General features: G+C 50.0%; 22 protein-coding genes. 11 read left to right on the top strand and 11 right to left on the bottom strand.

Translation table 11 applies throughout. The annotated features are described in order from the left end of the window. Positions 1-8: 8 nt before the first annotated feature. Together BDT_RS08925 and BDT_RS08930 are read right to left on the bottom strand one after the other, a co-directional pair. Complete coding sequence (locus tag BDT_RS08925) at positions 9-704, bottom strand: RluA family pseudouridine synthase (RefSeq protein ID WP_015090910.1); 696 nt, start codon at positions 702-704, stop codon at positions 9-11. Continuing rightward, a complete protein-coding gene (locus BDT_RS08930; protein ID WP_041577494.1) occupies positions 701-1,582 on the bottom strand; it encodes an HNH endonuclease family protein in 882 nt (293 codons plus the stop codon). The genes BDT_RS08925 and BDT_RS08930 overlap by 4 nt, the downstream gene beginning before the upstream one ends. A 306-nt stretch (positions 1,583-1,888) precedes the next feature. Between BDT_RS08930 and BDT_RS08935 the strand changes: the two genes are divergently transcribed. The 3 genes from BDT_RS08935 to BDT_RS08945 all read left to right on the top strand — a co-directional run bounded on the left by BDT_RS08935 (position 1,889) and on the right by BDT_RS08945 (position 6,815). Next, complete coding sequence (locus BDT_RS08935) at positions 1,889-2,083, top strand: hypothetical protein (RefSeq protein WP_015090912.1); 195 nt, start codon at positions 1,889-1,891, stop codon at positions 2,081-2,083. 183 nt (positions 2,084-2,266) lie between these two features. After that, complete coding sequence (locus BDT_RS08940) at positions 2,267-3,712, top strand: TolC family protein (RefSeq protein WP_015090913.1); 1,446 nt, start codon at positions 2,267-2,269, stop codon at positions 3,710-3,712. Between the two features lies 1 nt (position 3,713). After that, complete coding sequence (locus tag BDT_RS08945) at positions 3,714-6,815, top strand: efflux RND transporter permease subunit (RefSeq protein WP_041577496.1); 3,102 nt, start codon at positions 3,714-3,716, stop codon at positions 6,813-6,815. On the opposite strand, the gene BDT_RS08950 is transcribed toward BDT_RS08945, so the two are convergent. Continuing rightward, on the bottom strand, positions 6,806-8,218 hold the full coding sequence (locus BDT_RS08950; protein WP_015090915.1) for a protein adenylyltransferase SelO: 1,413 nt from the start codon (positions 8,216-8,218) through the stop codon (positions 6,806-6,808). The genes BDT_RS08945 and BDT_RS08950 overlap by 10 nt on opposite strands. 98 nt (positions 8,219-8,316) lie before the next feature. Between BDT_RS08950 and BDT_RS08955 the strand changes: the two genes are divergently transcribed. Together BDT_RS08955 and BDT_RS08960 are read left to right on the top strand one after the other, a co-directional pair. Continuing rightward, positions 8,317-8,790 carry a MerC domain-containing protein gene (locus BDT_RS08955; protein WP_015090916.1) on the top strand — a complete coding sequence of 158 codons (474 nt, stop codon included), beginning with the start codon at positions 8,317-8,319 and terminating at the stop codon, positions 8,788-8,790. Between the two features lie 193 nt (positions 8,791-8,983). Next, positions 8,984-9,367, top strand: coding sequence for a high-potential iron-sulfur protein (locus BDT_RS08960; protein WP_235046322.1), 384 nt, complete (start codon positions 8,984-8,986; stop codon positions 9,365-9,367). 56 nt (positions 9,368-9,423) lie between these two features. On the opposite strand, the gene BDT_RS08965 is transcribed toward BDT_RS08960, so the two are convergent. Then, positions 9,424-11,088 (bottom strand): AMP-binding protein, encoded by a 1,665-nt coding sequence (locus BDT_RS08965; protein WP_041577498.1) that lies wholly within the window; start codon positions 11,086-11,088, stop codon positions 9,424-9,426. Between the two features lie 113 nt (positions 11,089-11,201). Between BDT_RS08965 and BDT_RS08970 the strand changes: the two genes are divergently transcribed. Then, positions 11,202-12,350: a hypothetical protein gene (locus BDT_RS08970; protein ID WP_015090919.1), complete on the top strand. Its 1,149-nt coding sequence runs from the start codon at positions 11,202-11,204 to the stop codon at positions 12,348-12,350. Beyond that, complete coding sequence (locus tag BDT_RS08975) at positions 12,340-12,810, top strand: peroxiredoxin (protein WP_015090920.1); 471 nt, start codon at positions 12,340-12,342, stop codon at positions 12,808-12,810. Before BDT_RS08970 ends, BDT_RS08975 begins: the two co-directional genes overlap by 11 nt. 104 nt (positions 12,811-12,914) lie before the next feature. Here BDT_RS08975 and htpG read toward each other — a convergent pair whose 3' ends face one another. Beyond that, positions 12,915-14,792, bottom strand: coding sequence for a molecular chaperone HtpG (htpG, locus tag BDT_RS08980; protein WP_015090921.1), 1,878 nt, complete (start codon positions 14,790-14,792; stop codon positions 12,915-12,917). A 304-nt stretch (positions 14,793-15,096) separates the two neighbouring features. Between htpG and thrS the strand changes: the two genes are divergently transcribed. Together thrS and BDT_RS08990 are read left to right on the top strand one after the other, a co-directional pair. Then, positions 15,097-16,347, top strand: a complete 1,251-nt coding sequence (gene thrS / locus BDT_RS08985) for a threonine--tRNA ligase (protein ID WP_015090923.1) — start codon at positions 15,097-15,099, stop codon at positions 16,345-16,347. Between the two features lie 98 nt (positions 16,348-16,445). Beyond that, positions 16,446-17,534 (top strand): DUF748 domain-containing protein, encoded by a 1,089-nt coding sequence (locus BDT_RS08990; protein ID WP_015090924.1) that lies wholly within the window; start codon positions 16,446-16,448, stop codon positions 17,532-17,534. Here BDT_RS08990 and BDT_RS08995 read toward each other — a convergent pair. From BDT_RS08995 to BDT_RS09010, 4 genes are read right to left on the bottom strand one after another with little or no spacing between them, the layout of a single operon-like run. Further along, positions 17,531-18,610: a tryptophan 2,3-dioxygenase family protein gene (locus BDT_RS08995; RefSeq protein ID WP_015090925.1), complete on the bottom strand. Its 1,080-nt coding sequence runs from the start codon at positions 18,608-18,610 to the stop codon at positions 17,531-17,533. The genes BDT_RS08990 and BDT_RS08995 overlap by 4 nt on opposite strands. Further along, positions 18,607-19,632 (bottom strand): threonine aldolase family protein, encoded by a 1,026-nt coding sequence (locus BDT_RS09000; RefSeq protein WP_015090926.1) that lies wholly within the window; start codon positions 19,630-19,632, stop codon positions 18,607-18,609. Before BDT_RS09000 ends, BDT_RS08995 begins: the two co-directional genes overlap by 4 nt. 3 nt (positions 19,633-19,635) lie before the next feature. Next, positions 19,636-20,595, bottom strand: coding sequence for a formimidoylglutamase (locus BDT_RS09005; RefSeq protein WP_015090927.1), 960 nt, complete (start codon positions 20,593-20,595; stop codon positions 19,636-19,638). Continuing rightward, a complete protein-coding gene (locus BDT_RS09010) occupies positions 20,595-21,179 on the bottom strand; it encodes a hypothetical protein (RefSeq protein WP_235046323.1) in 585 nt (194 codons plus the stop codon). Before BDT_RS09010 ends, BDT_RS09005 begins: the two co-directional genes overlap by 1 nt. 176 nt (positions 21,180-21,355) lie before the next feature. On the opposite strand from BDT_RS09010, the gene BDT_RS09015 reads away from it, so the two are divergent. Further along, on the top strand, positions 21,356-22,207 hold the full coding sequence (locus BDT_RS09015) for a hypothetical protein (RefSeq protein ID WP_080602370.1): 852 nt from the start codon (positions 21,356-21,358) through the stop codon (positions 22,205-22,207). Positions 22,208-22,227: 20 nt separating this feature from the next. After that, positions 22,228-22,767, top strand: coding sequence for a hypothetical protein (locus tag BDT_RS09020; protein WP_148278783.1), 540 nt, complete (start codon positions 22,228-22,230; stop codon positions 22,765-22,767). A gap of 66 nt (positions 22,768-22,833) precedes the next feature. Here BDT_RS09020 and BDT_RS09025 read toward each other — a convergent pair whose 3' ends face one another. Both BDT_RS09025 and BDT_RS09030 read right to left on the bottom strand, forming a co-directional pair. Further along, positions 22,834-24,162 carry a chloride channel protein gene (locus BDT_RS09025; RefSeq protein WP_015090931.1) on the bottom strand — a complete coding sequence of 443 codons (1,329 nt, stop codon included), beginning with the start codon at positions 24,160-24,162 and terminating at the stop codon, positions 22,834-22,836. Between the two features lie 54 nt (positions 24,163-24,216). Next, a complete protein-coding gene (locus BDT_RS09030; RefSeq protein WP_015090932.1) occupies positions 24,217-25,143 on the bottom strand; it encodes an HD-GYP domain-containing protein in 927 nt (308 codons plus the stop codon). Between the last annotated feature and the right edge of the window lie 6 nt (positions 25,144-25,149).

Consider the following 25,149-nt stretch of genomic DNA (forward strand, 5'->3'; position numbering starts at 1 on the left):
GGGTCAACTCAATCATTTTTAGAGTGAAAGGTCAATGTCTTCATGAATTGCGCCATATCCGCAGGCACTGCACATTCTATACGCACAAATTCATGGGTGAACGGATGAGTGAATTCCAGCGCATGGGCATGCAGCATCAGTCGCGGAGCCACGGGATTTTTCGGTGCCTGATAGATATCGTCACCATAGATGCCCATGCCGCGATCAGCGAGATGCACACGGATCTGGTGCATGCGTCCAGTTAATGGTTGCGCCTCGATCAGCAACGCCTCGGGGAACACTTCCAGCTTGCGGAATTTGGTGTAGGCGCGATCGCCCCCGGACTGGGTACGAACCATCTTGGTTTTCTTAAGCTTTGTGTCCTTCATCTCGACCAGATGGTTGTCGACTTCCCAGGCGTCGGCGGCTTTCTGAGTTCGTTTGGTCAGACAAAGATAGGTTTTTTGAATCTTGTGGGTTTTGAACAGATCGGCCAGAGGCTCATTGGCTTCTTTGGTTTTGGCAAAGATCATCACGCCGGATGTATCGCGATCCAGGCGGTGGTGCAGGGCCAGGTAGAAGTCATTGCCTCTTTCATTGCGCAGCTGGTTTTTAAGTGCGGTAAAGAAGTCCTGGCGGCTTTTATCAACTGTAGCCTGGGATGGCATGCCGGCCGGCTTGGCGGCGGCTAGAAAGAACGCGTCTTCGAAAAGAATCTCGATCATCTTTTATTGATCATGCAGAAATCAAGGTTGGCGTTGATATGTTCACGCTGGCCCTCAAGTTCGGCTTTGCTGAATTTGAAGTCAGAGGCTTTGCAGCCATAGTTGGTCACCACATCGTGGATCGCCTGAACTTCATCCATGGTCATGTTCAGCTTCCAGATCAGTTTTACTGCCAGCCAGTCGCGAACGTACTGACAGCGGTAAGCCAGATTGGATGGAAGGTACTTGTCAGGAGCGCGGTCGCCCTTGGACATGTTGGCGCTGGCATCCGCCGCAACCAGGTGGTTTTTGTAGCCCATATAGTTCGCATACAGGCAGCGGGTTTTATAATCCCATTGCCAAGCACCGGACACGTAAGCATTTTTCAAAGGAACCATATGGTCGATCTGAATTTCTTTGGCTACGACAACTTCTTTGCCTGCGTAAGGGTCGTTCCAGTGACCGGCATCCACCACGCACTGTCTGTTGCCGCGGTAAGTGACTTCCTGATTGGAATCACGAACCAGAACTTTTGCACGGGTGTTCATGCAAGTGTCATCCGTAGGATCATTGATCCAGCGGCCGAAGTGAAGTTTGCGCATGTATTTTTCTTCTGGCGTGGGAGGCGCTTCTTCGTGAAGAGTCCATTTCAGAAGGTTGATCACCACTTTTTTCAGTCCTTGGATGAACTGATCCGGTCCAAATTCAGGAGTGTACTCCATAAAAGAGTATTCATTTCTGCGGGTGGTGTCGGATTCCAGATTGTCCTCGTCCACTGTGAAGAATTCGTGGGCGGGAGCGGCGGTTGCGGGGGCTGCATAAACAGGTGCTGCGGACATTGCGACCATTAGCATAGTCACAAACTGCAAGCTGGCTGTCTTCAGTTGTAGGTGTTTCATTCTCGGTTCCCCCTCCGCGAATCGGACCCATTAAGCCCCAGATCGGAGGCAGTTTCAAGAATTCATTTTGTCAGGATTTGGTTCAATTTAGCCACCTTGCATTAAGTTCCCGATGGGACGTTTAAATGCCGTAAGTTTGCGCATTTTTAAGGGAATTTTCGCCTGAATAGCCGGTAAAAAAGGCAGAGGATTGGCGCAAATTGTCACTGATTTTGGGGTTTGAGGACCAGAAGCCGGGGTGTTTGCTTGCCCCCGGATAAGGGCAGTCGCTAAGCTTAAGGCTCACTATTTTGGAGGATCGGTTCCATGAAAATGCTTTTGCTATCATCTGTTTTGGTTTTGGGTTTGGCTTCTTGTGCACACAAAGCACACAACCACGAAAATTGTGGCTGTGGCGCTGCGAAGGCTGAAAAGTCTGCGTGCTCCGGCACTGAGTGCGCTACGAAAAAAGGTGGATGCGCTGACTGTGCGAAAAAAGAAGAGGCTGCTGCAGCAAAATAGTGCAGCGAATGCTCTAGTCTCAGTTTGCTTTCAAAACCCCGCCAGGCGCGGGGTTTTTCATTTCTGGCGTATGAATTTACGCACCCCCGTCGGATTGAAATCAAATAATGAAATGTTTTGATTTGGATAGGCCCCTAAATTAGGTTTTCTTCCGTAGTTTGTATTTCGGAAGGAAGTTGAAAAATGAAAAAGGGCGCCCTTGTAGGACTTCTGCTCGGACTGTGGCAACCGCAAGCGCTGGCGATGAATCTTCAGGATTATCTTCAGGCTGTCGTTAATAAAAATAAATCCATTCAATCTTTGGATATCTCAAAAGAGGCCGCGGAAGACCGCCGCATCTCTGGCGATGTAGAGCTGGTACCAGTCTTTACCGCTGGTGTGAGCTACCTTAATGACAAAAGCCCTCTGGGGCAGTTTGCTCAGCTGGGGGGAACTCAAACCACGGCGACAGATCTGAAGCTGGGTCTTGCGAAAAGATTCTCTTCTGGTACGGATGTGTCTCTGACCGCCAACGCCACGGAAGTCGATAATGAAGGGGCGCTGTTAAATCCCAATTTCCAGAAATTCTCTTACGGCACTTTGGGGCTGGGGTTGAGCCAGTCTTTGTGGAAGAATTCTTTCGGTCATGCGACTCGTCTTCGTCAGGATCGTCAGGAAGCCGTGGCCTCTGCCGAGGTCGGTAAATTTGATCTGCAGAAAAAAGCCCTGCTGGTCAGTGCGGAAGCGGCGTACTGGGATTATGTCTATCAAAGTGAAAACCTGCGCATTGGCCGTGCTTCCTTGGAACGCGCCCGTCGTATCGAAGCCTGGACCAGTCGTCGTGTGAACGACGGTATCAGTGAGCGTGCTGATCTGTTGTCAGCGCAGGCCCTGGTGGCGGCTCGTCAGCTTCAGTTGGTTTCTGCAGAAGATGATCTGGCGGCGGCGAAACGCCAGATTCGCGATTATTTGGAGCTTCGTGATGATGAAGCTTTGCCGGAAATCTCGGGCGACATTTCCCGTTCCCGCACTTTGAATTCGATGGTGGATGGCAACGGCGGCAAGGTCGTGGCTTTGGATGCTTACTTGTCTTCGCTGAATGCCAAGGCCATGTCCTTGGTGGCTAAAGAAACGGAAGACGTCTATCGTCCGGATCTGGTTTTGGGCGGGTCTTATAACACCAACAACTTCCAGCCGGATAAAAGCATCCCGGATGCGACATCAAAATGGACCGACAACAAGCTTCCGACCTGGAAGGTGGGGTTGAATCTGATTTATATGTTCGACACCGATGTGAAGGGCTCTGCAAAGTCGGCCGCACGCAAAGACGCCTTGGCTGCCCAGTTGCAAAGTGAAAGAAAGATCCTGGACAGCGAAAGCGCGTGGATCGAGTTGAACCGTCGTTATTCTGAAATGAACAAACGCATTGATTCCGCCGGCGAAATTGCCCGTTTGCAGTCAGGTGCCGCCAAAGCCCAGGCTGATTTGTTCAACAAAGGCCGTTCGATCACTGCCAATGTGATCAATGCCGAAGAAGATGCCGCCGATGCGGAACTGAATTTGACCAAACTGAAATCTGAGCAGAGAAAAATGGAAGCTCAGGCCCGCTTGTTCATCACTTTGGATGAAAACAAACGGGAGGAGAAATAGTATGAATTTGCCTGGTCTATCGATTAAACGACCTATTTTTATTTCCTGTATCGTGATTCTGATGCTGATCCTGGGTGCTTTCTCTTTGAGAAAAATGCCTGTGGACATGTTTCCGGATGTGACCTTTCCGATTTTGTTTGTGCAGGTCACTTATCCGGGGGCTTCGCCTTTGGATCTGGAAAAACAGGTTTCAAAGCTTATTGAAGATGAAGTCGGCAGTATTTCGGGTCTTAAGAACTTAAGATCGAACAATCTGGACAGCGTGGCGATCGTCATTCTGGAATTCCAGTTGGGGACGGACATCAAAGAAGTCGAGCAGGAGGTGCGCAACCGCATCGGCAACATCCGCCGGGACCTGCCGTCCGAGATTTATGAACCGGTGATCCGCCGTTTTGACCCGGCCGATCAGCCGATTGTGACCCTGGCCGTGACGACGGAAATGGACGAGGGTGCCGCTTATGACCTTGCGAATGAAGTGATTAAGCCGCGTTTTGAGCGTATCAAAGACGTGGGCCAGGTGGACATTTTCGGTGGTCGTAAACAGGAAATTCACGTTCTGGTTGATAAGAACAAGCTGCAGGATCGCAAGATCTCGATGTTGCAAGTGTCTCAGCGTGTGATTGACACCTCCAAAGACATCCCCATTGGTAAAATTGAAAACCCGATTGATGAAACGACCTTAAGAACCAACGGGGAGTTTGAATCCCTGAAGCAGATCGAGGAAGTGAACGTCAACTTCGTGGGTTCCGACAAAGCCATCCTGGTGAAGGATGTGGGCCGTGTTGTGAAAAGTCTGGAAGACCAGAAAACCATGGGTCGCGTGAAAGGCAAGCGCGCCCTTTTGATGAACGTGTACAAACAGCGTGGTGCCAACACCGTGGCTGTGTCTGATGCGGTTAAAAAGAACATTGAAGCCGTCAATGCGATGCTAAAAGAAAAAGGCCTGAAGGGCACTGTGACCATGGTCCGTGACACTTCTCGCCCGATTCAGATGAACGTGTATGACGTGAAGGAATCCATCATCATCGGTATCATCCTTTGCGTGATCGTGGTGTTTTTCTTCCTGGGGTCGGCGCGTTCGACCTTCATTACGGCCATGGCTTTGCCAAACTCCCTGTTGGGTGGTTTTGTCATTATGTGGGCCATGGGCTTTTCCATCAACTTGATGACCTTGCTGGCGCTTTCTTTGGCGGTGGGGCTCCTGATCGATGATGCGATCGTCGTGCGGGAAAATATCTTCCGACATCTGGAAATGGGCAAAAAGCCCAAAGACGCTGCTTTGGATGGAACCAAAGAGGTGGCAATGGCCGTTATTGCCACGACACTTGTGGTGATTGCGGTGTTTGGTCCGATTTCCTTCCTGCAGGGGATCGTCGGGCAGTTCTTCAAGCAGTTTGGTCTGACGGTCGTATTTACGATGCTGATTTCCCTGTTTGATGCCTTCACGGTGGCGCCGATGCTGTCGGCTTATATGGCGCACCCGAACGAACACGTCAAAGGCACCGGCATTGTCGGTCGCATGTTGACGGCATTTGATAATTTCCAGACATGGCTTGAAGACTGGTATGAAAAAGCCCTGAAGTACACGCTTGGGAATCCGAAAAAAATTCTGGCCGGCGGGGTTTTGATCTTCGTGTCTTCTTTGGGCACGTTGGCCTTTATTCCGGCGACCTTCCTGCCAGCGGCGGATAACGGTGAGTTTGTGGTGAACGTCGAGCTGCCGGTGGGAAGCTCTCTGATGGCGACAAGCAAGTTCACGGAAAAAGTTGAAAAGATCTTTGAAAACGATTCCGCGGTGGACATGGTGATGACGATTGTTGGTAACTCCAACAATGAATCGAATAAATCCATGTTGTTCATCCGCCTGGTGGAACGCAAACACCGCAGCATGAACACGACTGATTACAAAGAATCTTTGCGTAAGAAGTTCCCGCAGTTTGAAAAAGACGCCAATGTTTCCATTGGCGATATCGATGCGGTGAACTCGGGCGAAAAACCACTGAATGTGAATATTCAGGGTGAGGATCTGGATCAGTTGAACGTCTATGCCACCAAGCTGGTAGAGCGTATGAAAAAGATCCCGGGTCTGGTGGATGTGGATACGAACTTCCGGTCCGGAAAACCGGAATTCCATGTCGTGTTTGATCGTAAAAAATCCGAAGCGCTGGGGGTTTCCACGGTGATCGCGGGGGCGGAGCTGCGCAACCGTACCGAGGGTAACGAGCAGGCGATTTATCGTGAAAACGGTATCGACTATAAAATCCGTGTGCGCTTTGAGGAAATGTTCCGCGATCTGCGCAGTCAGTTCAAGACGACGCTGGTGCCGAATGCGAACTATAACATGATTCCGCTTTCGCGCATTGCTCAAGGGGAAAACGCGTCGGGCTTTTCTCAGATCAACCGCATGAACAAAGGCCGCTACATTCAGATTTCCGGAAACCTTGCCAAGGGCGGGGCTCTGGGGAACGTTTCTGCGGAAGTTGAAAGAATCATCAAGAAGGAAATGCCACCACCTCCGGGCGTGGACTTTGCCTTCAAAGGTCAGGCGGACGACTTTAAAGAGCTGATTGAAAACATGCTTCTGGCGGTTATTCTGGGGGTGATTTTCATCTATCTGGTTCTGGCAAGTTTGTATGAAAGCTTCATCACGCCGTTTACGATCTTGCTGGCATTGCCGCTGGCGATGACCGGGGCGTTCCTGGCGTTGTTGATCTTTGGCAAGACCATCGACATCTTCTCGCTTATCGGGATTGTGTTACTGCTTGGGGTTGTGGCGAAGAACTCGATCCTGCTTGTGGATTATACCAATCACCTGATCCACGAAGGTATCGAGCGTAATGCGGCAATTATTAAAGCCTGCCGCACACGTCTTCGTCCGATTTTGATGACCTCGTTGGCGCTGATCGCCGGTATGATTCCAATCGCGATCGGCCTGAATGAAGCTTCCGCGATGAGAACATCCATGGGTGTTGCCATCATCGGCGGTTTGATCAGTTCGACGTTGCTGACGCTTTTGATCGTTCCCGCGGCCTTTGGCTTCGTGGAAGATTTCAAAGCATGGTTCCGCGCAAAACTTGCGAAACTTGCTGGCTATCAGCCGTAAAGTCCCCGGAAGCTGCGAATTTCAACCAGCTTTCTTTCAAAGGGTCCCCAGTCGTCTTGTTCGGCGATGGGGGCCCACAGAGCTTCCAACTCATCAATAACGAGAGCACAGGCCTTACCAGTTTGCAGATAGCTGTGGCGGGCTTTTTCTTCATCATCAATTTCAAAACAAGACAGCGTCTCGTTTAATTTTTTGAAGGACTCTTTTTGGTATAGGTCTTTTTGAACGGATCTTTGCAGACGCTCTGGCAATGCGCCCGAGTGCAGGTCATACAAAGTTTGTTCAAAGGCGCATTTTTCAGTGTCCATGAACTGGAAAAGGCCTGATACCAGTTCCGCGTTGAGGTCATGAATCGCGCCGATGTCTTGCAAAGGATTTTTCAGATTCAGACGTTTCAACAGACGGTTTTGCACTTCCAGATTGAAGGCGTCGCCAAAATCTTCCAAAAGCTCCGGCACCGGAAGTTCCGGATAAGCCACTTTCAGTGCGCCACCCAGTTGGTGCAGATTCCACAGCACTGCTGAAGGCTGACGGCCAAAACAGTAAAGACCGCTTTGATCAAAGTAGGCGGCGGTGAAGGCCGGATCGTAAACCGGAAGGAAACGGTAAGGGCCGTAATCAAAGCTTTCGCCGGTGATGTTCATGTTGTCGGTGTTTAGAACCCCGTGAACAAAGCCGGCCATCATCCAGGCAGCGACGGTCTCGGCTTTTTTCTGAGCCACGGCACGCAGGAATTCGGCTGCCAGTTCAGCTTCGCTGAAACCTGCAAGGTGAGGATAGTAATGGCGTACGCAATACTGAATTAATTTTTTGATGTTGTCTGTCTGATTGAAAAACGCCAGTCGTTGAAAAGTGCCAAAGCGGATGTGGCTGTGGCTAAGACGCACTAAAACGCCCGCGCGGGTCGGAGAAGGTTCGTCATGTCTTTCCAAGTTTTCGCCGGTTTCAAACACCGAGAATGTTTTGCTGGTGTTGACGCCGTAAGATTGCAAAAGTTCAGTTGCCAGGATTTCGCGAAAGGCGCCTTTCAATGTCAGGCGTCCGTCTCCGCGGCGAGAATAAGGGGTGGTTCCGCTGCCCTTGGTGCCCAGGTCCAACAGACGGCTGTGGTCGCGGACTTGTGCGAACAAAAAGCCTCTTCCGTCACCCAGGTCTGGATTGTAGCTGCGGAACTGGTGGCCATGGTAGCGCAAAGCCAAGGGTGTTTTGATATTCTGAGGAAGGCTCTCAAAGGCCCAGAAATGATTTTGCCATTCTTGGGGGGTCAATAGACCCAATCCAACGCTTTCTGCAGCGTCTTGGTTGCGATATCGCAACAGGGCCTTGGGGAATTGGGCAGGGCGGACTTCGTCGTAGAAATCAGGCCCCAGTTCGTAAATAGGTGGAATGAATGGAGTGCTCACTTGTTCCTTATCTTCTTTTCCAAGGGGAAACGCAAAAGGTAATCTAGTTGACAGTAACTTGCATTTAGGAGACAACTGGATTTCCAAAGGCGGTATCCGTGGACGAAATCCTGAATCCAAATTCTGTAAACTCCGGCAAATCACATGATTCCTGCTGTGAGGTGGATCACACTCAGCACGAGGTCTTTGAAGAAAAGACGCTGACCTGGGATCGGATCGGGATTGTGCTTTCTTCGCTTTGTGCGATTCACTGTCTGGCGACGCCGCTGTTGATTCTGCTTCTGCCAGTGATGGGTGAAGTGTTTCATGCCGAATGGGTGCACATCCTGATGGCGGTGGTGATTTTGCCGGTGGGTCTGTTTGCGTTCTGGAGTGGTTACAAACATCACCGTCAGGTGAAAGTTCTGTCCATGGGAGTGCTGGGGCTAAGTATGATCTGTGCGGCATCCGTGCTGCCGCATGAGTGGGTGGAGGTGATGGAACACGACGTGGTGACCATCGTTGGAAGCTTCATTTTGATCGCAGCCCATATTCTGAATCGTCGTGCGTGCCTTTGTCACAAGCATGCCTAGAGTCTTAGGGGTGACGGTCTAAAGTCGCCCCTGTCAATGCCGCTTTTTGCGGCGCCATATGCAGCATTTCGTTGCGATTTTCATAACTTAGGTCAGATTTTTTCGCCGCAGGGTCGTTATTTGCCTTCTTTCTAATTGAAAACCAAGTGATTTCAGGTAGTGTCTAGTTGAAAACCAAATGATGGAGGCATCAATGACTGAGACGAATATGAATCGCCGTGGTTTCTTCACGACCCTTGCGAAAATCACCGGTGTGGCGGTAGTTGCACCAACTATGTTGAACGCTATTTTCTCTTCTTCCGCTGAAGCTCAGAAAAAACGTGGAGCTCCTGCTGCAGGTGGCGCGGCCGCTGGTGGCATGGCTTTGGTTGATCCAAATGACTCTGTAGCAAAAGCAGTGAAGTACATCGAAGACTACAAGAAAGCTCCAGAAGCTAAAGGCAATCACTGTGTGACTTGCGGCTTCTACGCGAAAAAAGAAGTTCGTAACGGCAAAGAAGCCGGCACTTGCACAATCTTCGCTGGCAAACTTGTTCTAGGCGACGCGTGGTGCGCATCCTGGAATAAGAAAGCGTAAATTAAAAAAAAAGCCGGGTTTTGACCCGGCTTTTTAGTTTTTAAATCTGAAGTTTTTTATTTTGCATTATCGCGCAAAGCACGACGCAGGATTTTTCCGACATTCGTTTTCGGAAGCTCTGTGCGGAACTCCACCAAACGCGGAACTTTATAGTTTGTCAAACTCTTGCGGGCATGAGCAATCACATCTTCCGCCGTCAGGTTTGGATCTTTTTTAACCACGACCGCTTTGACGATTTCGCCAGAGTGCTGATCAACCACACCAATCGCCGCGACTTCCAGAACGCCAGGGTGGGACGCGATCGCCTCTTCCACTTCGTTTGGATAAACGTTGAAGCCTGAAACCAGGATCATGTCTTTTTTGCGATCCACGATTTTGAAGAAGCCATCATTGTCCGCCACAGCCACGTCGCCGGTTTTCAACCAGCCGTCATTCAATACCTGTGCTGTTTCATCCGGACGGTTCCAGTAACCTGCCATCACCTGAGGGCCACGGCAAACCAGTTCGCCGGGCTCGCCCATGGCGACTTCTTTACCATCGTCATCAATCAGCATGATGTCAGTGCTTGGGAATGGCAGGCCGATAGTGCCCACGCGGTCCGTGCCGTCAATAGGGTTGCAGCACACAACCGGAGAAGCCTCCGTCAAACCGTAACCTTCAACAATCACGGACTTGGTCAGTTCCATCCACTTTTCAGCCACTGGTTTTTGCAAGGTCATTGCGCCAGCGACGCTGACTTTCACGCGCGTGAAATCAATCGTGGTGAAGGCTGGATTGTTCATCAAGGCGTTGAACAGCGTGTTCACACCGGCCATCAAAGTGAACGGAGTGTTCTTAAGTTCTTTGATGAAGCCAGGGATGTCGCGTGGGTTCAGGATCAGTACGTTTTCGCTTCCATAGCGCAAAAGACCCAGGCAGTTCAGAGTCAAAGCAAAGATGTGATACATCGGCAAAGCCGCAATTGCGACCTCTTCACCTTCGCGAAGCTTTGGTTTCATCCAGTCGCAGATCTGCAGCATGTTTGCAGCCACGTTTCTGTGTGTCAGCATCGCACCCTTGGCAACACCTGTTGTACCACCGGTGTATTGCAGGAAGGCGATGTCTTCCAGCGTTGTCGGAACTTTCGAGGAAGGTTTCATTGCACCCAGTTCCAAAGCCTGACGGAAAGTGTAGGCTTGTGGCAGGTGATAAGCTGGAACCATTTTCTTGATGTATTTTACAACCGAGTTCACCAGGATTCTTTTCGGAGTCGGGAACAGGTCGGCCACTTCGGTGATCACAACACTTTCAATGTCTGTCTCTTTCAGGATTTCCTGAAGCAGATGAGCATAGTTCGCCAGAATCACGATGGCTTTTGCGCCCGAGTCCTTGAACTGGTGACGCATTTCTTTTGCTGTGTACAGCGGATTGGTGTTCACGATGGTCAGGCCCGAACGCAAGGCTGCGAAAGCCACGATCGGGAATTGCAGAAGGTTCGGCATCTGAATGGCGATGCGATCGCCTTTTTTCAGTTTCAGTTCGTTTTGCAGGAATGATGCAAACTGATCCACTTTGCGATCCAGCTCGCTGAAGGTGAGACTGACCCCCATGCTGGTGAAAGCTTTTTTGGACTGGAATTTGCCGATGGCTTCTTCGTAGACATCCACCAGTGATCCATATTTGGAAAGATCCACCTCGTGGGGAACGCCTTTCGGGTAATTCTTAAGCCAAATTCTTTCCATGAGAACCTCCTGCAAAAGTGCTTCAATTTGATTCTTAGAAAGTTTAGAGTAAAGATTCAAACGAGGTAAAGTAAATTCTTGTTTTCACAGGGCCTATTTGCAAGACTCTAGATATGAAGCTTTGCCGCCTGAATATTCTTTTTTTTGCTGCACTTATTGCCGCACTGGGGCTTTCCTCCTGTTTCTGGAAGAAAGAAGAAACGCCCGTCGTAAAAGAACAAGCCGCCAAAGTGCCTACTCCGAAGGCAGAAGACACCTCGCACAGAGATAAAAGTCTGGATCTTCTGGTGCGCTACCTGGCTGAGGCCGACGGTATTCACCGTGAAGCGTGGTGGGTTTTGACCGCAGCACGCCCACCGGTCAGCAAATCTCCATTCGGAAAAGTTCAAAGGGCTTTGTTGGCCTCACAAAACATCAAATTGACCAACAAGTCGATGTTCCGCTGTGACCGCTACGTCGTAAAGCGCGATATCCTGGGTCTGTTGGGCTACCCGCAAAAGGGCGAGGTCTTTGAAAAATGCAGCGACAAAGCCGACGCCAAACGTCTTGCCAGTTTTGACGTTCCGAAAGAGGGCGAGCTGAATCTGGTTTTCTATCCTGAAAATCTGCAGGAGGTCCTGGGTCTGGGGGCCGGCATTTTGAACCGTCAGATTCACTGTTCACTAAAAGGTAAAGAAAAACTGGAAAGCATGAATTGTAAAGACTGGGCACAGGATCGCACGAAAGAACAAATGATCCGCCTGGATGTTTATGACTATCAGAAATCCGGTAAAAATCTGATCAAATTGCGCGGAAAAGTTTATGAGAATCTGACCGACATCCGCAAAATCGAAGCCGATGTTCCGATGGAAGGAAAGATCACCGTCACTGAAACTGAACTGTACGCTCCAGAAGAGCCGCCTGTGGCTCCGGCGCCAGCACCGGGGGCTGCTCCGGCTCCCGTTGCTCCGAAAGCCGGTGGGCCTGCGCCAATGCCGTCAGGCCCTGCTCCTGCGGGCAGCGAACCTCTGCATCCGGGAAATCCAGAGCTTGGAATGCCCGCAGGTCGGGATGTGGATCCGGATGTATTGTTGCAGCGTCAGCGCAGTCAGAATCCGGGGATGGATATGATTGAAGTGCCTGAAGATGCGGATCCGTCGAATGAAGGTTTCCCGGAAGGATATGATCCGAACAATCCGCCGGAGCCTGAGCCTCAGGACGAACAGCAGCAACAGCAATTGCCACCGCAAGAACAACCACAAGGAATTCCAAATGGCCGCTAAAATTGAACTTGGTAAAAAAGTCCCGAACTTCAAAATTCCATCCTCCAGCGGAGAGACCTTGAGTCTTTCTTCATTGAAGGGGAAAAAGGTCGTGCTTTATTTCTATCCGAAAGACAGCACTCCGGGCTGCACGACGGAAGGAATTGAATTTAATGACCTGCTGGCGCAGTTTAAAAAGCAAAACGCCGTGGTCTTTGGTGTTTCTCGTGATAGTTTGAAATCCCATGACAAGTTCATCTGCAAGTATGACTTTAAGTTTGAACTTTTGTCTGACGAAGAAGAAGAGCTTTGCCAGCTGTTTGATGTGATCAAAGAAAAGAACATGTACGGTAAGAAAGTGATGGGCATCGAACGCAGCACTTTTGTGATCGACGAGGATCAGAAACTTGTCGGGGAGTTCCGTAAAATCAAAGCACAGGGCCACGCGGCCGAGATGCTGAAGTTCATCAAAGATTTGTAAAGTTGAAATGAAAAAGGGCTCCCTTAGGAGCCCTTTAAGTTTTAATCTGCTTCAGCTTCGCTCTGCTCGCACGGCGGAGCAAAGCTCTGCCCGGCAGGGCCGGCTTAATGCTTCGTGCTGTCTGCGGCCTGCACCATCAGTTCAGCGATTTGCTGAGAGAACTTCACAGGGTCTGGCAGGTTGGAGCCTTCGGTCAGCAAAGCCTGGGCATAAAGGATTTCCGCCCATTTGGTTTGCTGTTCCGGAGACGCTTTCAGCATTTTTTCAAACACCGGGTGATTCGGATTGATCTCCATGATGCGTTTGACCTGCTGGCCTGCGTACTCTTTACCCATTTGCGCCATCAGCTTTTGCATGTGCGCGGATGGGTCCGCAGAAGAAGCCACCAGACACGCTGGGGTGTTGGTCAGACGGTCAGAAAGAACCACGTCTTTCACATCGCTTTCCAAGGTCTTTTTCATGGATTCCAAAACAGGTTTCAAGGTGACTTCGGCCTGCTTCTTTTCCTGTTCTTTTTGCTGTTTTTCTTCAGCGGTATCCAGGTCCAGACCTTCACGCATGATCGAATGCAATTTCTTGCCTTTGAATTCGCTCAAAGCATCCACAACCCATTCATCCACAGGATCCACCAGCAACAGAACCTCAAAGCCTTTTTCTTTCAGTTTTTCAAGGTACGGGCTGTTTGAAACCTGAGACAGGGAATCACCCGTGATGTAGTAAATGTCCTTCTGCGCTTCCTTCATGCGAGAAACGTATTCATCCAAAGTCGTCATCTTGTCAGAGGACGTGGAGTGGAACAGCAGCAGATCCTGAAGTTTTTCTTTGTTTGGAGCATCAGATGGCAGACCTTCTTTCAAAGTAGCACCAAATTCTGTCCAGAAGTCTTCATAAGCAGAGCGTTCTTTGGTCAAAAGATCTTTCAAAGTGGAAAGAGCCTTATTGGTCACGTTCTTGCGAATCTGTGTGACCTGACGGTCCTGCTGAAGCAATTCACGGGACACGTTCAAAGACAAGTCACTGCTGTCCACCAGGCCTTTTACAAAGCGCAGGTAAGGCGGCAGCAAATCCTTACAGTCAGCCATGATGAACACGCGCTTGATGTAAAGGCTCAGGCCGTATTCCATGTCACGCATGTTGTAGTTCCATGGCTTTTTGCCTGGAACATAAAGCAGAGTATTGAACTCCATCGTGCCCTCAGCGCGATAGTGAACGGTGCGCAGAGGCTCGTTCCAGTCTTGCGTCAGGTGCTGATAGAAGTCTTTGTATTCTTCCTTGGTCACATCAGACGGGGATTTCAGCCACAGAGCTTTTTGCGAGTTCAGGGTTTCTTCTTCGGTTTCGCCCATCATCTTGATCGGGTGAGCGATAAAGTCAGAATATTTTTTCACCAGGGATTTTAGAACCCACTTGTCGGTGAAGTTTTGAACTTCGTCTTCTTCTTTGAAGTCCTTCATGTGCAAAGTGATGGTGGTACCGGTGCCTTCCGGGCGAGGCACGTTGTCCAAAGAATAAGTGCCATCACCCATGGATTCCCACACCGTGCCGTCATTGCTGCCAGCTTTTTGAGTGTGCAGGGTCACACGGTCTGCAACCATGAACGCAGAATAGAAGCCCACGCCGAACTGACCGATCAGTTCCGGTTTGGTTTTCATTTCGGCATTCATCTGCATGAAGGCTTTGGCGCCAGAACGGGCGATGGTGCCGATGAACTCGACAACTTCTTCCTGAGTCATGCCGATACCGTTATCGATGATTTTCAGGGTTTTGGTTTCAGAGTTTGGTTCCAGGCGGATCGCGGGCTGCCAGTTTTCCGGAAGCAACGACGGGTGAGTCAATGAATTGAATTTCAGTTTGTCGATAGCATCAGATGCGTTGGACAGAAGTTCGCGCAAAAAGATCTCTTTGTGCGAATAAAGGGAGTGGATCACGATATCCAGAAGTTGTTTGATTTCAGCGTTAAAGTTTTGAACCTGCTTGGCCATGGTTTCTCCTTAATGCACTCAATTTGGGGCCGCGAAGCGGGTTTGGCAAGGTCGGTGCGGGTGTTTCTTATGGGAAATCTAAAAAGTTCGATTGGTCCGGGCAGGAAGCTTTGTGTTATTGTCGTTTTTATGAGCTTTGACCCGTCTTTCAACCTCATTCTAGCTTTCACCACCCCGGCGACCACCCCGTAGGGGTCTATATTCTATTGGCTGCCCAGTTCGCAGCACCGACGCATTTTTTCCCTATTTTTTAATTTATTGAATCGGCCTCTGCTTTATCTGAAGTGCCGAAAGAGAGCTATTTATGTCTTCCTTAAAAAAAGGACAGGCCGGGGCCTGTCATGTCCAAAAAGATCATCGTGAGTTGAATCAGGATCTTTCGTATTTCCATAGTGATGAATCCATCGGCGCGGGCCTGCCGTTATGGCTGCCCGCCGGGGTGGTGATTCGCGATGAACTTGAAAAGCTGGCGCGGGAAATGGAATTCCTGGCCGGGTACCAGCGGGTGGTCAGCCCGCATCTGGCCAAAGAGGATCTGTATCATCAGTCCGGGCATTTGCCGTATTATGAAGATTCCATGTATCCATCGATGGATCTGGAAAATGTGCGCTATCGCTTAAGGCCCATGTGCTGTCCGCATCATCACAAAATATTTTCAGCCAGGCTGCGCAGCTATCGCGAACTGCCTTTGCGGTTGGCGGAATACGGTCAGGTCTATCGTTACGAGGGCTCCGGTGCGCTTTCCGGGCTGATGCGGGTGCGTGGCCTCTGTCAGAACGACGCGCATCTTTATGTGCGGCAAAGTCAGGTGAAAGCCGAAATTCACAAGGTGCTTGAAATGTATCAGAAGGCTTACCGGATTCTGGGGATCTCTAATTACCGTCTGCGCCTGTCGCGCGGGGTGGAGGCTGGCGAGGCTTCACAAAAGTATGTCGCCAATCCGCTGTGGGACTGGGCCGAAGGCATTTTGCGCGAGGTTCTGATTGAAAGCGGCCTGCCATTTTTCGAAGCGCCGGGTGAGGCGGCCTTTTACGGTCCCAAGATTGATGTGCAGATCATGTCCGTGCATGGGAAAGAGGAAAGTGCTTCGACTGTGCAAGTGGATTTCATCAGTGCCGAGCGCTTTGATTTGTCCTTCATAAATGAAGACGGCCACAAAGAGCGTCCGGTGATTTTGCACCGGGCTCCGCTGGGTTCACATGAACGCATGGTGGCTTTGTTGATTGAACAGTATCAGGGGGCGTTCCCATTGTGGCTGTCGCCTGAACAAGTGCGCATTGTGCCCTTGGCGGACCGGCATCAAGAGGCGGCAGAAAGTCTTCGCTTGCTGTTACATAATTCTTTTATTCGCGTCAGTGTCGATGACCGCGCGGAATCTCTTTCGCGCAAAGTGGCTGAATGCTGGCAGGCGAAGGTGCATTCGGTGGTGGTGATCGGAGACAAAGAACTGCAGGCGGGTAAGTTCAGTTTGCAGCGACGGGGCGTGGGTGCGCAAAGTGTGTCGTCTGAAGAACTGCTGTCCCTGCTGCAGAGTGAAATTCGCGACAGGAAATAGTGTCATTGCTCAAAAACGGGATCGGATTCTTTCGCATTGTGGCTGGCAAAGTCATAATGATGTTTTGGGTCTTGATCCCGTGACTTGGAGGTTTAGCAATGAAGTATTTCAACAGACTGGGTACGACGGGCAAAGTGATTCTGGGAATAGTTTTATTGCTGGTGGTGGTGCGCATCTTTCTGCCCACGGGGATGAAGTATGCCATCAACTGGTATCTCGGGAATAAAATGGAAAACTATGAGGGTCGTATCGAGGATTTCGATCTGGCCTTGTATCGTGGGGCTTATCAGATTGAAGGTCTGAAGATCTGGAAAAAAGGCACCAGCCCCGAGCAGGCTTTGATTTCGACGGATCAAATGGATTTATCGATCGCCTGGCGGGGGATATTGAAAAAAGAATTTCTGGGGGACTTGTCCATTCACGGTGCCAAGATCAGCTTGAGCGACAGCAAGGATGAAAAGAAAGAGGATCTGGGGCAAGGACAGGACTGGCGTACGGTGTTTAAGAAATTGATTCCGATCACGCTGGAATCAGTGAAAATTGCCGACAGTTCTTTTCATTTTCTGAACCGTGATTTCAAAGTTCCAGTGGATGTGAAGGTCGACCGGATTGAGGGGCACATCGATAATATTCGTAACACCGACGACAACAAAGATCCCTTGCCCACGCGGGCCGCCGTGGTGGCGCGCATGCAGGGGCATGCTGATGTAAAGGGCAAAGCCCGTCTGAATCTGCTTTCAAAAGTTCCAAGCTTTGATACGGATGCGCAGTTGCAGAACTTAAAACTGCAAACCCTGAATGACTTCTTTATGGCGTATGGGCCATTCACGTTCACCAAGGGTCAGTTTAGTCTTTATGTTGAAAGTGTCAGTCGCGATGGACGGATTAAAGGGTATGCGAAGCCCTTTATAAAAGACCTGGATGTTATTGATGACAAAGAATCGTTCAAAAGTATGGGCCGTGCATTTAATGAAGTGGGTCTGGCATTGGTGAATCTGATTTTACGCGACGGGGACAGCAAGACCCTGGGGGCCAAGATCGAATTTGAAGGCGCTTCCAAAGCGCCCAGCATTGATAAATGGGGCGCTTTCTGGTCTTCAGTTCAAAACGGTTTCTTCGATGCAATCAAACAAAGCCTTGAACATTCCATTTCTCCCAAAGACCTGAAAAAACAGAAGTCGCCTTAATAATGGAAGCTCATGCGGTCAGCAATAGCCTTTGGCAGTGGGGGCACCTGAGAACGCGGGATGAAGAACGTCGTCAGGTTGAAGAAATCGCCAAAGATCTTGTGCTTCGCTGTCGCATCGGCCAGATACTTGTGACCGCTGGAACCACCGGTCCCGATTTTTTGTCCCAGCATACGCATCGCCATCAAGGCGTGGCGGTAACGCCAGGTTGTCATGGTTTCATCGATATCCAACAGCGCCCGGATGATGCGGAACGGGGTCTGCAAAATCGGCTGGTCACGGTGAAGCTGAATCAACAGGGCTGCGTGCATCGCTTTATAACTCAGACGGAACTGACCTTCGGCGCGAAGCTTGTTGAAGGCTTCTTCGTCAAACAAGGCATCAAAGCTTTTTAGCGTCTGTTCAAGGCCAGCCACTGTTCTGGCTTTTTCCTCGTCTGGCAGGCGCGGATTGTTTTTCACGGTGCTGATGTCATCCTGGAACATTTTGTTCACAGCTTCTTTGTAAGAATCCCAGAAGTTGAAGTTTTCACCCTGCAGGAATGGAGTGCGCTCCAGCCATTTTTCAACGGAATCATGCAAAGAAGGCTGGTTCATGATGTTCATCATTTCACCCTGCTGGGATTCGCTCAAAGACTTATAGAACGGGGACTGGTTGTAAGCCAGACGGTCTGTGATGCGCAGACCCAGTTTTGTTTCAATCAAACGCCATTGGTAACTTTGGAAGCCGGAGGCAGGATAAAGCATGTCACGGAAATCCAGGAAATCCAGCGGAGTCATTGTTTCCAGCACATCCACCTGACCGATGATCAGTTTCAGGATGCTGACAATTCTTTCCAGTCGCGCGCTGGCGATACCCATTTCAGATTCCGCCACAGTGGGTTTTTGGAAAGTGGAAAGAACGGAATCCAATTCAAAAAGGATCTGCTTGAACCACAGTTCGTAAGTCTGATGCACGATAATGAACAGCAATTCGTCATGCGCCGGTTTTCCGTATTCGGTGCTTTTTGGGTGCTGGGCATTCAGAAGGGGGTTCAGCCCCAGATAGTCGTGATAATGAACCGGAGGGTATTTCATAGACGTTGCTCCTTTAAAAGTGCGACGAAACCATCGATATCCGATTTTTGCGTGTCCCAGGAGGTCATCCAGCGGCACTCAAATGTGTTTTCGTCCCAGACATAGAAAAAATATTTTTCCCGCAAAGGTTTCACCCAGTGGCTGGGAATTGTCGCAAAGACGGCGTTGCTTTGCGGGATTTCACGCACGGTCACACCAGCAAGTCCTTTGCACTGTTCATACAGATACAGCGCCATCTGGTGGGAATGATCCGCAATCTGCTGCCATAGACCCTCTTTGAAGTAAGCTTCAAACTGACAGGCGATAAAACGCGTCTTGGAAGGCAGCTGCGCACTTTGTTTGCGGATGTATTTAAAATCCTGCGCCAGATCCTTATTCAGGATCACAACGGCTTCGCCCATCATCAAACCATTTTTGGTGCCGCCGAAAGAAACCACATCCACACCGAGGTCGGTGGTGATTTCTTTCAGGGTCTTTTTCAAGTACAAGGCCGCGTTGCCAAGTCGTGCTCCATCAATGTGCACCAGCAGCTTTTTGCTCTTCGCCCACGCGATCAGGGATTTAAGTTCTTGTGCAGAATAAGTTGTTCCCAGTTCTGTGGGTTGAGTCAGGCTAAGAACCTGAGTCTGCGAAAAATGCTGATCCCCACGGCGGATGAAAGCTTTTTCAAGTTCTTCCACAGACAGTTTTCCGTTGTGGGAAGGCAGTGGCAGAAGTTTGCAGCCACTTAAAAATTCCGGTGAACCGCATTCATCCACATTGATGTGGGCGACGTCTGAACAGAAGACGGATTGCCAGGGACGGGCCATGGCTCTTAAGGCCGTGACATTGGCGGCCGTGCCATTGAACACAAAGAACACGTGGGCGTCTTTGCCGAACTGGTTTTTGAATTCAGCAACGGCGCGTTCGGTCCATTCGTCGGTCCCATAGGCCGGGGCGTGTTCGATGTTGGCGTCCAGGATAGATTGCAGAATCCGTGGGTGGACACCGGCATGATTGTCGCTGCCAAAACCGCGTTTCATGCTTTAGCCTTTTTTAAGTGTGGCGAAAATGAAGTTGTGACAGATCAAGGCCGCCAGTTTGCTGGTGCGATTGTCCTGATCCAGAGGCGGTGATACTTCATAAATACCAATCCCGCGCACATCGAATGTTTCAGTCATCCACAGGAAGTTTGTCAGGAACTCTTTCGTGAACAGCCCCGTCGTCCAGGACTGACTGCAGCCCGGTGCTTCGCTGGAAGTGAAGGCATCGATGTCGATGCTTAGGAAAATCTTTTTCTTTTCTTTGCCCTTAAGATAGCCGGCAAGGACGGACTGCAAACCACGGTCATTGACGTCATCCAAAGTGAAAACATCGGCGCCGTGATTCTTCGCCCATTGAATGTGGGCTTTGCTGTTGCATTGGTTTTGGATGCCGACTTCGGCAAAATCCACCTGGCCTTTAAACTCAGACAAAACACGGTGGAAAGGGGTGCCGGAATTAAAACCCTTGTCCGTCGGGCGCACGTCCATATGGGCATCAAAGTTGATCAGAACGGCGTCGTTTTTAAAGACATCCAGGAAGCCTGCACCATCGCAGTAACCATAGTCATGACCACCCCCCAGGGAAATCCAGTGTTTGCCACTGGACGCCAGTGTGCGCGTCGCCTCGCGGGCTTTTTCATGGCGTTCAGCCAAAGGTTTTTCTTTGTCGACCAGATCACCCATGTCCAGGATTTTTGGCAAGCGGGTGCTTTGCAGGTGCGGAGTCATTTTGTATAGATAAGTGCGAATCTCGCGCGGAGCGATCTGGGCGCCCACGCGGCCACCGTTCAGGCCAATGCCTTCATCGTCCGGGAAGCCCAGAACTGCAAAGTCGAAAGTGTGATCAGGAAGGGTATTCAGGTCACCTTTATGAAGGAGCTGGACGCATTCTCCAAGACGCGGATCTTCTTTGTCGTTTTTGGTGAAAAGAAGATGTTTGTCGATGGAATGAAACCAGCTCATTATTTCAGGTTGCCCCACTTATTAAGGTAAAGAGTGCGCGTGACATTGCCCGTGTCAGAATCATAGATCTTCATGGTCGCGCGGGATTTGTTAAAACGAATGGTCGCAAACGTCGTGCTGGTGGAATCAGACAGGAATAGCACCCAGTCTTTGCCATCAGAAGGAGTCATGCTGTAGCGATAAACAATCGGATCCACTTCACTGTAAGACTGACCGTTTTGGAAGTCTTTCATTGTGATCGGGTAGAAGCTCAGATTGTTGAAGTCACGAACAGTGATCAGACCGTCAGAGCTGTGCCAGTAACCCAGCATTTTTCGCAAACCCACATAATCAACGCTTTCGATGATTGCTGCGCAAGTGTTTGATTCAAGAACGCCGGAAGCAGTCAATGTGTCGCCCGTTGTAAGTTTGCGAACGCTGACTTCTGCGTCGTTGGATTTAGTGATGATCATGTATCGAACACAAGAGGAATCAGCTCTCAGATAAACGCCAGAAGCATCACGTTCCACTGTGCCGGAAATCGGACGAGCAGAATGCGCGGCGAAGCCTGAAATCAGAATGAGGACGAAAAGCAGAATTCTCATGCCCCACCTTTTTTCATGAGGAGAAATCCCGGTCAATAGTATTTCGACTCCATTTTCTGACTGCGCGAGTCAATTGCCAAAGAAATCAGCAATTTATGGCTATCTCCAGAGTAATGCTCGGGATTTGTCGGCCTCAAGCTTGCTCGCTTCAAACACCGCCCGTAGGATGGAATGAAATGTCCAACACTACCAGAACCCCTCAGCTTGTTTTTCCATGGAACGGAGTCCTTCCCGATCAGGACGCAATCGCCTTGCGCGATATCGATATCGTAGGGGTGGGGGCCTTCCGGCGGCATCAACTGGAAATCCTGTCGAAGAGCAAAAATCTGATCGTACAAACTCACGGTATGCAGATTCCTGAACAAGTCAGCTCTATTTATCAGGCAGAACTTCTGCGCACGCTGGAATGGCTTCGTCCCTTCAAGGTGACGGAAGGGGAGCGACTGAATTTGCGTGAAGAGCAAGAACGTCTGTTTGAAAGTCTTTTCCCGCGCACGCGCGAACATCTGGGCGTAGCGGTGAATCGGCTGCGTGATGAGTATCTGGAAAACATGGAATGGAGCAGCTGGCTTTTGCAGGATCACTGGCGCTATTTTGTCGGATACCTGCGCCAGAAATTCCCGGGGCAGGCTGATATTCTGGAGCTGGCTCACTGGGAGTGGGTGCAAGCATGGATTGAAGTGCAGCCCTTTGACAGCGAAGGTGGTGAAGAACCCGGCGTGCTTTCACTGAATCCCAGTCTGCAGGTGGTGATTTTATCCCGAGACAATCTCGTCTTGAATCGAGACAAAGGTATGTATGCTTTTGTTTATAGTGGTACGAAGCATACTGTGGTGGAAAGGCCACTGGACGTGGTGGATTCGCTATTCATCGACTTGTTACAGGAAGATAGGAAGTATTCAAAAAAACAACTGCTGGAAATGGCCGCTATTTCCTTTAAATCCACACCCCCACCATCATCCGAGACACTGGAAAAAAAGTTTTTATCACTGCTTGGTGACGATATAATCAGAGACGTTCCGACATAAACCGAAACAAGGAGTGTTGAATGAATAAGATGATTCTGGCTTTGGCCGCTTTTATGGCAGGCAGTGTGGTTTCTTTGCAGTCGCAGGCAGCGACATCCAATGGTGTGTTGGTGAATGCAAATATCTTCATGTACAACAATAACACCGAGGCTTCTCCCGGTGGTGAAAGCAAATCCAATAACAGCATTTATGACATCAAACTGGGATACATCAGCGGCAATGGTTTGTATCTGGGGGGTATTTATACTCTTCGCAAGACAGAGACAGATTCCGGATCCGTGGATGGAAATGCGCTGGGGGCTTCGATCGGCTATGTCGGGGCCAGCGGCTTTTATGTGAAGGGTCATTATCTTTTGTCAGCTGAATACGATAATTTGAAAGAAGGCACGGGCCTTCAGGCTGATTTTGGGTACATGACCAATGTGACCAGTTCCTTCTTTGTGGGTGTGGAGCTGACGTACAGAAGCATTGATTATAAAAAGAGCGACACCAATGCGGCTTTGGACAGTTATAAAGTGACTGAAACATTTCCCATGCTGACAGTGGGATTCATCTTCTAACTTAAACTTAAAATGAAAATGAAAGGGCTTCCATCTTGGAAGCCCTTTTTTATTTCCTCAGGCCATCTATTTGGCTGCTTTGTGATGCTGGTGCATGAAGTCCTCTTTGACCAGGTCATAGAAGGATTTTTTATGGAATATTCGCGAGGTGCCGACGGCGATCGCCGAGCTGAGCATCATCGGAAACAGCGCGGAATGCCGATCTGTCATTTCAAAAATTAATATGAAGGCCGTAAACGGGGTCTGCATGAAACCGGACAGGAAGGAAATCATCGAGGTCATGATCAGCAGATGATGATTGTGCGGCCATACGATCTGGGCCATGAATGATCCCATCACGGCACCAATGGTTAAAGACGGGGCAAACAAGCCACCAGCCGCCCCTGCAATGGCCATCAGAAGAGGGCCGCCGATGCGCACTAAAATATCCTGAGCCGTGGCAGCGCCATCACGGAATAACAGATCCAGGATAAGCATTTTGCCGCCGCCCACACCGTGATTGCTGATAAAAGTAATGCCCAGCCAGAATAAAAAACCACAGCCCAGATTCAGCAGGCTTAAGCGGGTGAAAGACTGAATGCTTTTTCTTTTTTGATGCACGGAAAATAAAATCGACCCATAGCTTGCGCCAAGGATGCCGGTGATGGCTGATGTGACAATCACCCACATGTAGGTTTCCCAGCTGATGGATTCCAGACTGGGAAAACCAATGTAAAGATAGCTGCCTTGGACAGTCTGAACCAGCAGACCCGTGGCGATCACGGACCAGATCACATAGGTTTTAAAGTTATTGAAATAGTCTTTGGACAGCTCCTCAAGCGCATAGGCGATTCCACCCAACGGCGTGTTGAATGCTGCCGCCAGTCCCGATGCGCCTCCGGCCAGAATGAACGGGCGCATGGAAAGCTGCTGAATCCATTTTGTGGATTTTTCCCCGATGCGATAGAACAGCCCCGAGGCAATTTGTAAAGTGGGGCCTTCCTGGCCGACGGCGCCTCCGCCCAGAACGCAGGCGATAGAGGCGATGATCTTCATGGTGATGGTGCGAATACCGATCAGCGAGCGAATAAGCGTTTTGTCTGATGCGGGATCCAGTTCGTTGGCAATCAGCATCTGCGGAATGCCGCTGCCTCCGGCCTGTTTGGCAAAACGATAGGGCAGGTACCAGCTCAGATAAATCATCGTCAGGGTGATGGTCAGCGAGAGCGCCCAGTGAAAGTTATCAACCACATGCAGGGCGACTTCTTCACCGAAGAAAAAAGCCTGGGAATACAGCAGCGAGGTTCCAGCAGCAACAAGACTTGCCAGCAGATAGGGGACAACACGCAAAGTGTCCTGATATTCCAGCTTATGCAGAATGTGGCGCCAGTTCTGGCGTAAGTCTGTAAGGGTCATACATAACCCTTACTCCTGTTAGGGGGTGATGGAAACCCTTTTTTGAATAAAAAGCTACAGACCTTTCAGGATGTCATTCAGATGCTGAATGTGTTGCAACGGGTGTTTGCCAACGTGATCGATCATCAGTTTTTTCGCGGCTTCGGCTTTGGCAACGCCTTCAAAAGTAATCAGGCGGTCCATCGCATTGGCTGATGAAACCAGAACCGCCAAAGGATCCATATCCTTTTCGCGCATTCCTTTCGGGCCCGTGCCGTTGATGGTTTCTTCGTGCTGACCGATGATATTGATGACCGTCTGGTCAAAGTGCTTTTTATCCTGCACTTTTTGCGCGCCTTCAATGGGGTGCTTTTTCCACAATGCCAGATCTTCCGGGCTCATGGTGGCTAGCGGCTGTGACAGGTTCAAAGTGCTGTGGTGGTGACCATAGTCATGCAGCAAAGCGCCCAAAGTCAGAAGCTGCGTTTTCTTCGGATCATTAAGACCCAGTTTCTGCGCCAGTGCAATCGACAGGGTCGCCACAGTCACGCCGTGGTGGGACACCGTCTTGTCCGTGTTCTCGATGTTCATCACCGCCGACATCGCCTGGGCGTTGCTCATGATAAAGTTCACATACTTGCCTGCGGCATCTTTGCAATAGTTGTAGCTTTCAACGTTCTCGGGATTTTCAAAAACCTCTTCCGCGTTGTTTTGTTGCGAACCCTGAATGATGTCGGCGCGGGTTTGGATGTCCTTCCCGGTGGTGTCGTCATAGGCCGTTTCAATATTCTTTTGCAGGTAACTGCGGTAGCTGACCTCTTCGTCGGTAAGGATGTACATTTTGCGCAGTTTTTTGTCCTTAAGGCGCTTCAGGCGTTCCCCCTCAAAGCTGTCGCCGCGACGAAGGTAGAGTATCATCTTGTCGTTGATTTTAACGTAAGCGTTGAAGTCGATCTTTTGATCGCCGCGCAGGGTGCTTACACGTATAGAAACATAATCCATTGCCTC

The sequence above is a fragment of the Bdellovibrio bacteriovorus str. Tiberius genome, from assembly GCF_000317895.1.
GTDB classification, from domain to species: Bacteria; Bdellovibrionota; Bdellovibrionia; order Bdellovibrionales; family Bdellovibrionaceae; genus Bdellovibrio; species Bdellovibrio bacteriovorus_F.

What these genes read in the sequence shown, in the direction of transcription:
- BDT_RS08925 (WP_015090910.1), bottom strand. Translation starts at nt 704, where the DNA reads ATGATCGAGATTCTTTTCGAAGACGCGTTCTTTCTAGCCGCCGCCAAG.
- BDT_RS08930 (WP_041577494.1), bottom strand. Translation starts at nt 1,582, where the DNA reads ATGAAACACCTACAACTGAAGACAGCCAGCTTGCAGTTTGTGACTATG.
- BDT_RS08935 (WP_015090912.1), top strand. Translation starts at nt 1,889, where the DNA reads ATGAAAATGCTTTTGCTATCATCTGTTTTGGTTTTGGGTTTGGCTTCT.
- BDT_RS08940 (WP_015090913.1), top strand. Translation starts at nt 2,267, where the DNA reads ATGAAAAAGGGCGCCCTTGTAGGACTTCTGCTCGGACTGTGGCAACCG.
- BDT_RS08945 (WP_041577496.1), top strand. Translation starts at nt 3,714, where the DNA reads ATGAATTTGCCTGGTCTATCGATTAAACGACCTATTTTTATTTCCTGT.
- BDT_RS08960 (WP_235046322.1), top strand. Translation starts at nt 8,984, where the DNA reads ATGACTGAGACGAATATGAATCGCCGTGGTTTCTTCACGACCCTTGCG.
- BDT_RS08965 (WP_041577498.1), bottom strand. Translation starts at nt 11,088, where the DNA reads ATGGAAAGAATTTGGCTTAAGAATTACCCGAAAGGCGTTCCCCACGAG.
- BDT_RS08970 (WP_015090919.1), top strand. Translation starts at nt 11,202, where the DNA reads ATGAAGCTTTGCCGCCTGAATATTCTTTTTTTTGCTGCACTTATTGCC.
- BDT_RS08975 (WP_015090920.1), top strand. Translation starts at nt 12,340, where the DNA reads ATGGCCGCTAAAATTGAACTTGGTAAAAAAGTCCCGAACTTCAAAATT.
- htpG (WP_015090921.1), bottom strand. Translation starts at nt 14,792, where the DNA reads ATGGCCAAGCAGGTTCAAAACTTTAACGCTGAAATCAAACAACTTCTG.
- thrS (WP_015090923.1), top strand. Translation starts at nt 15,097, where the DNA reads ATGTCTTCCTTAAAAAAAGGACAGGCCGGGGCCTGTCATGTCCAAAAA.
- BDT_RS08990 (WP_015090924.1), top strand. Translation starts at nt 16,446, where the DNA reads ATGAAGTATTTCAACAGACTGGGTACGACGGGCAAAGTGATTCTGGGA.
- BDT_RS08995 (WP_015090925.1), bottom strand. Translation starts at nt 18,610, where the DNA reads ATGAAATACCCTCCGGTTCATTATCACGACTATCTGGGGCTGAACCCC.
- BDT_RS09000 (WP_015090926.1), bottom strand. Translation starts at nt 19,632, where the DNA reads ATGAAACGCGGTTTTGGCAGCGACAATCATGCCGGTGTCCACCCACGG.
- BDT_RS09005 (WP_015090927.1), bottom strand. Translation starts at nt 20,595, where the DNA reads ATGAGCTGGTTTCATTCCATCGACAAACATCTTCTTTTCACCAAAAAC.
- BDT_RS09010 (WP_235046323.1), bottom strand. Translation starts at nt 21,179, where the DNA reads ATGAGAATTCTGCTTTTCGTCCTCATTCTGATTTCAGGCTTCGCCGCG.
- BDT_RS09015 (WP_080602370.1), top strand. Translation starts at nt 21,356, where the DNA reads ATGTCCAACACTACCAGAACCCCTCAGCTTGTTTTTCCATGGAACGGA.
- BDT_RS09020 (WP_148278783.1), top strand. Translation starts at nt 22,228, where the DNA reads ATGAATAAGATGATTCTGGCTTTGGCCGCTTTTATGGCAGGCAGTGTG.
- BDT_RS09025 (WP_015090931.1), bottom strand. Translation starts at nt 24,162, where the DNA reads ATGACCCTTACAGACTTACGCCAGAACTGGCGCCACATTCTGCATAAG.
- BDT_RS09030 (WP_015090932.1), bottom strand. Translation starts at nt 25,143, where the DNA reads ATGGATTATGTTTCTATACGTGTAAGCACCCTGCGCGGCGATCAAAAG.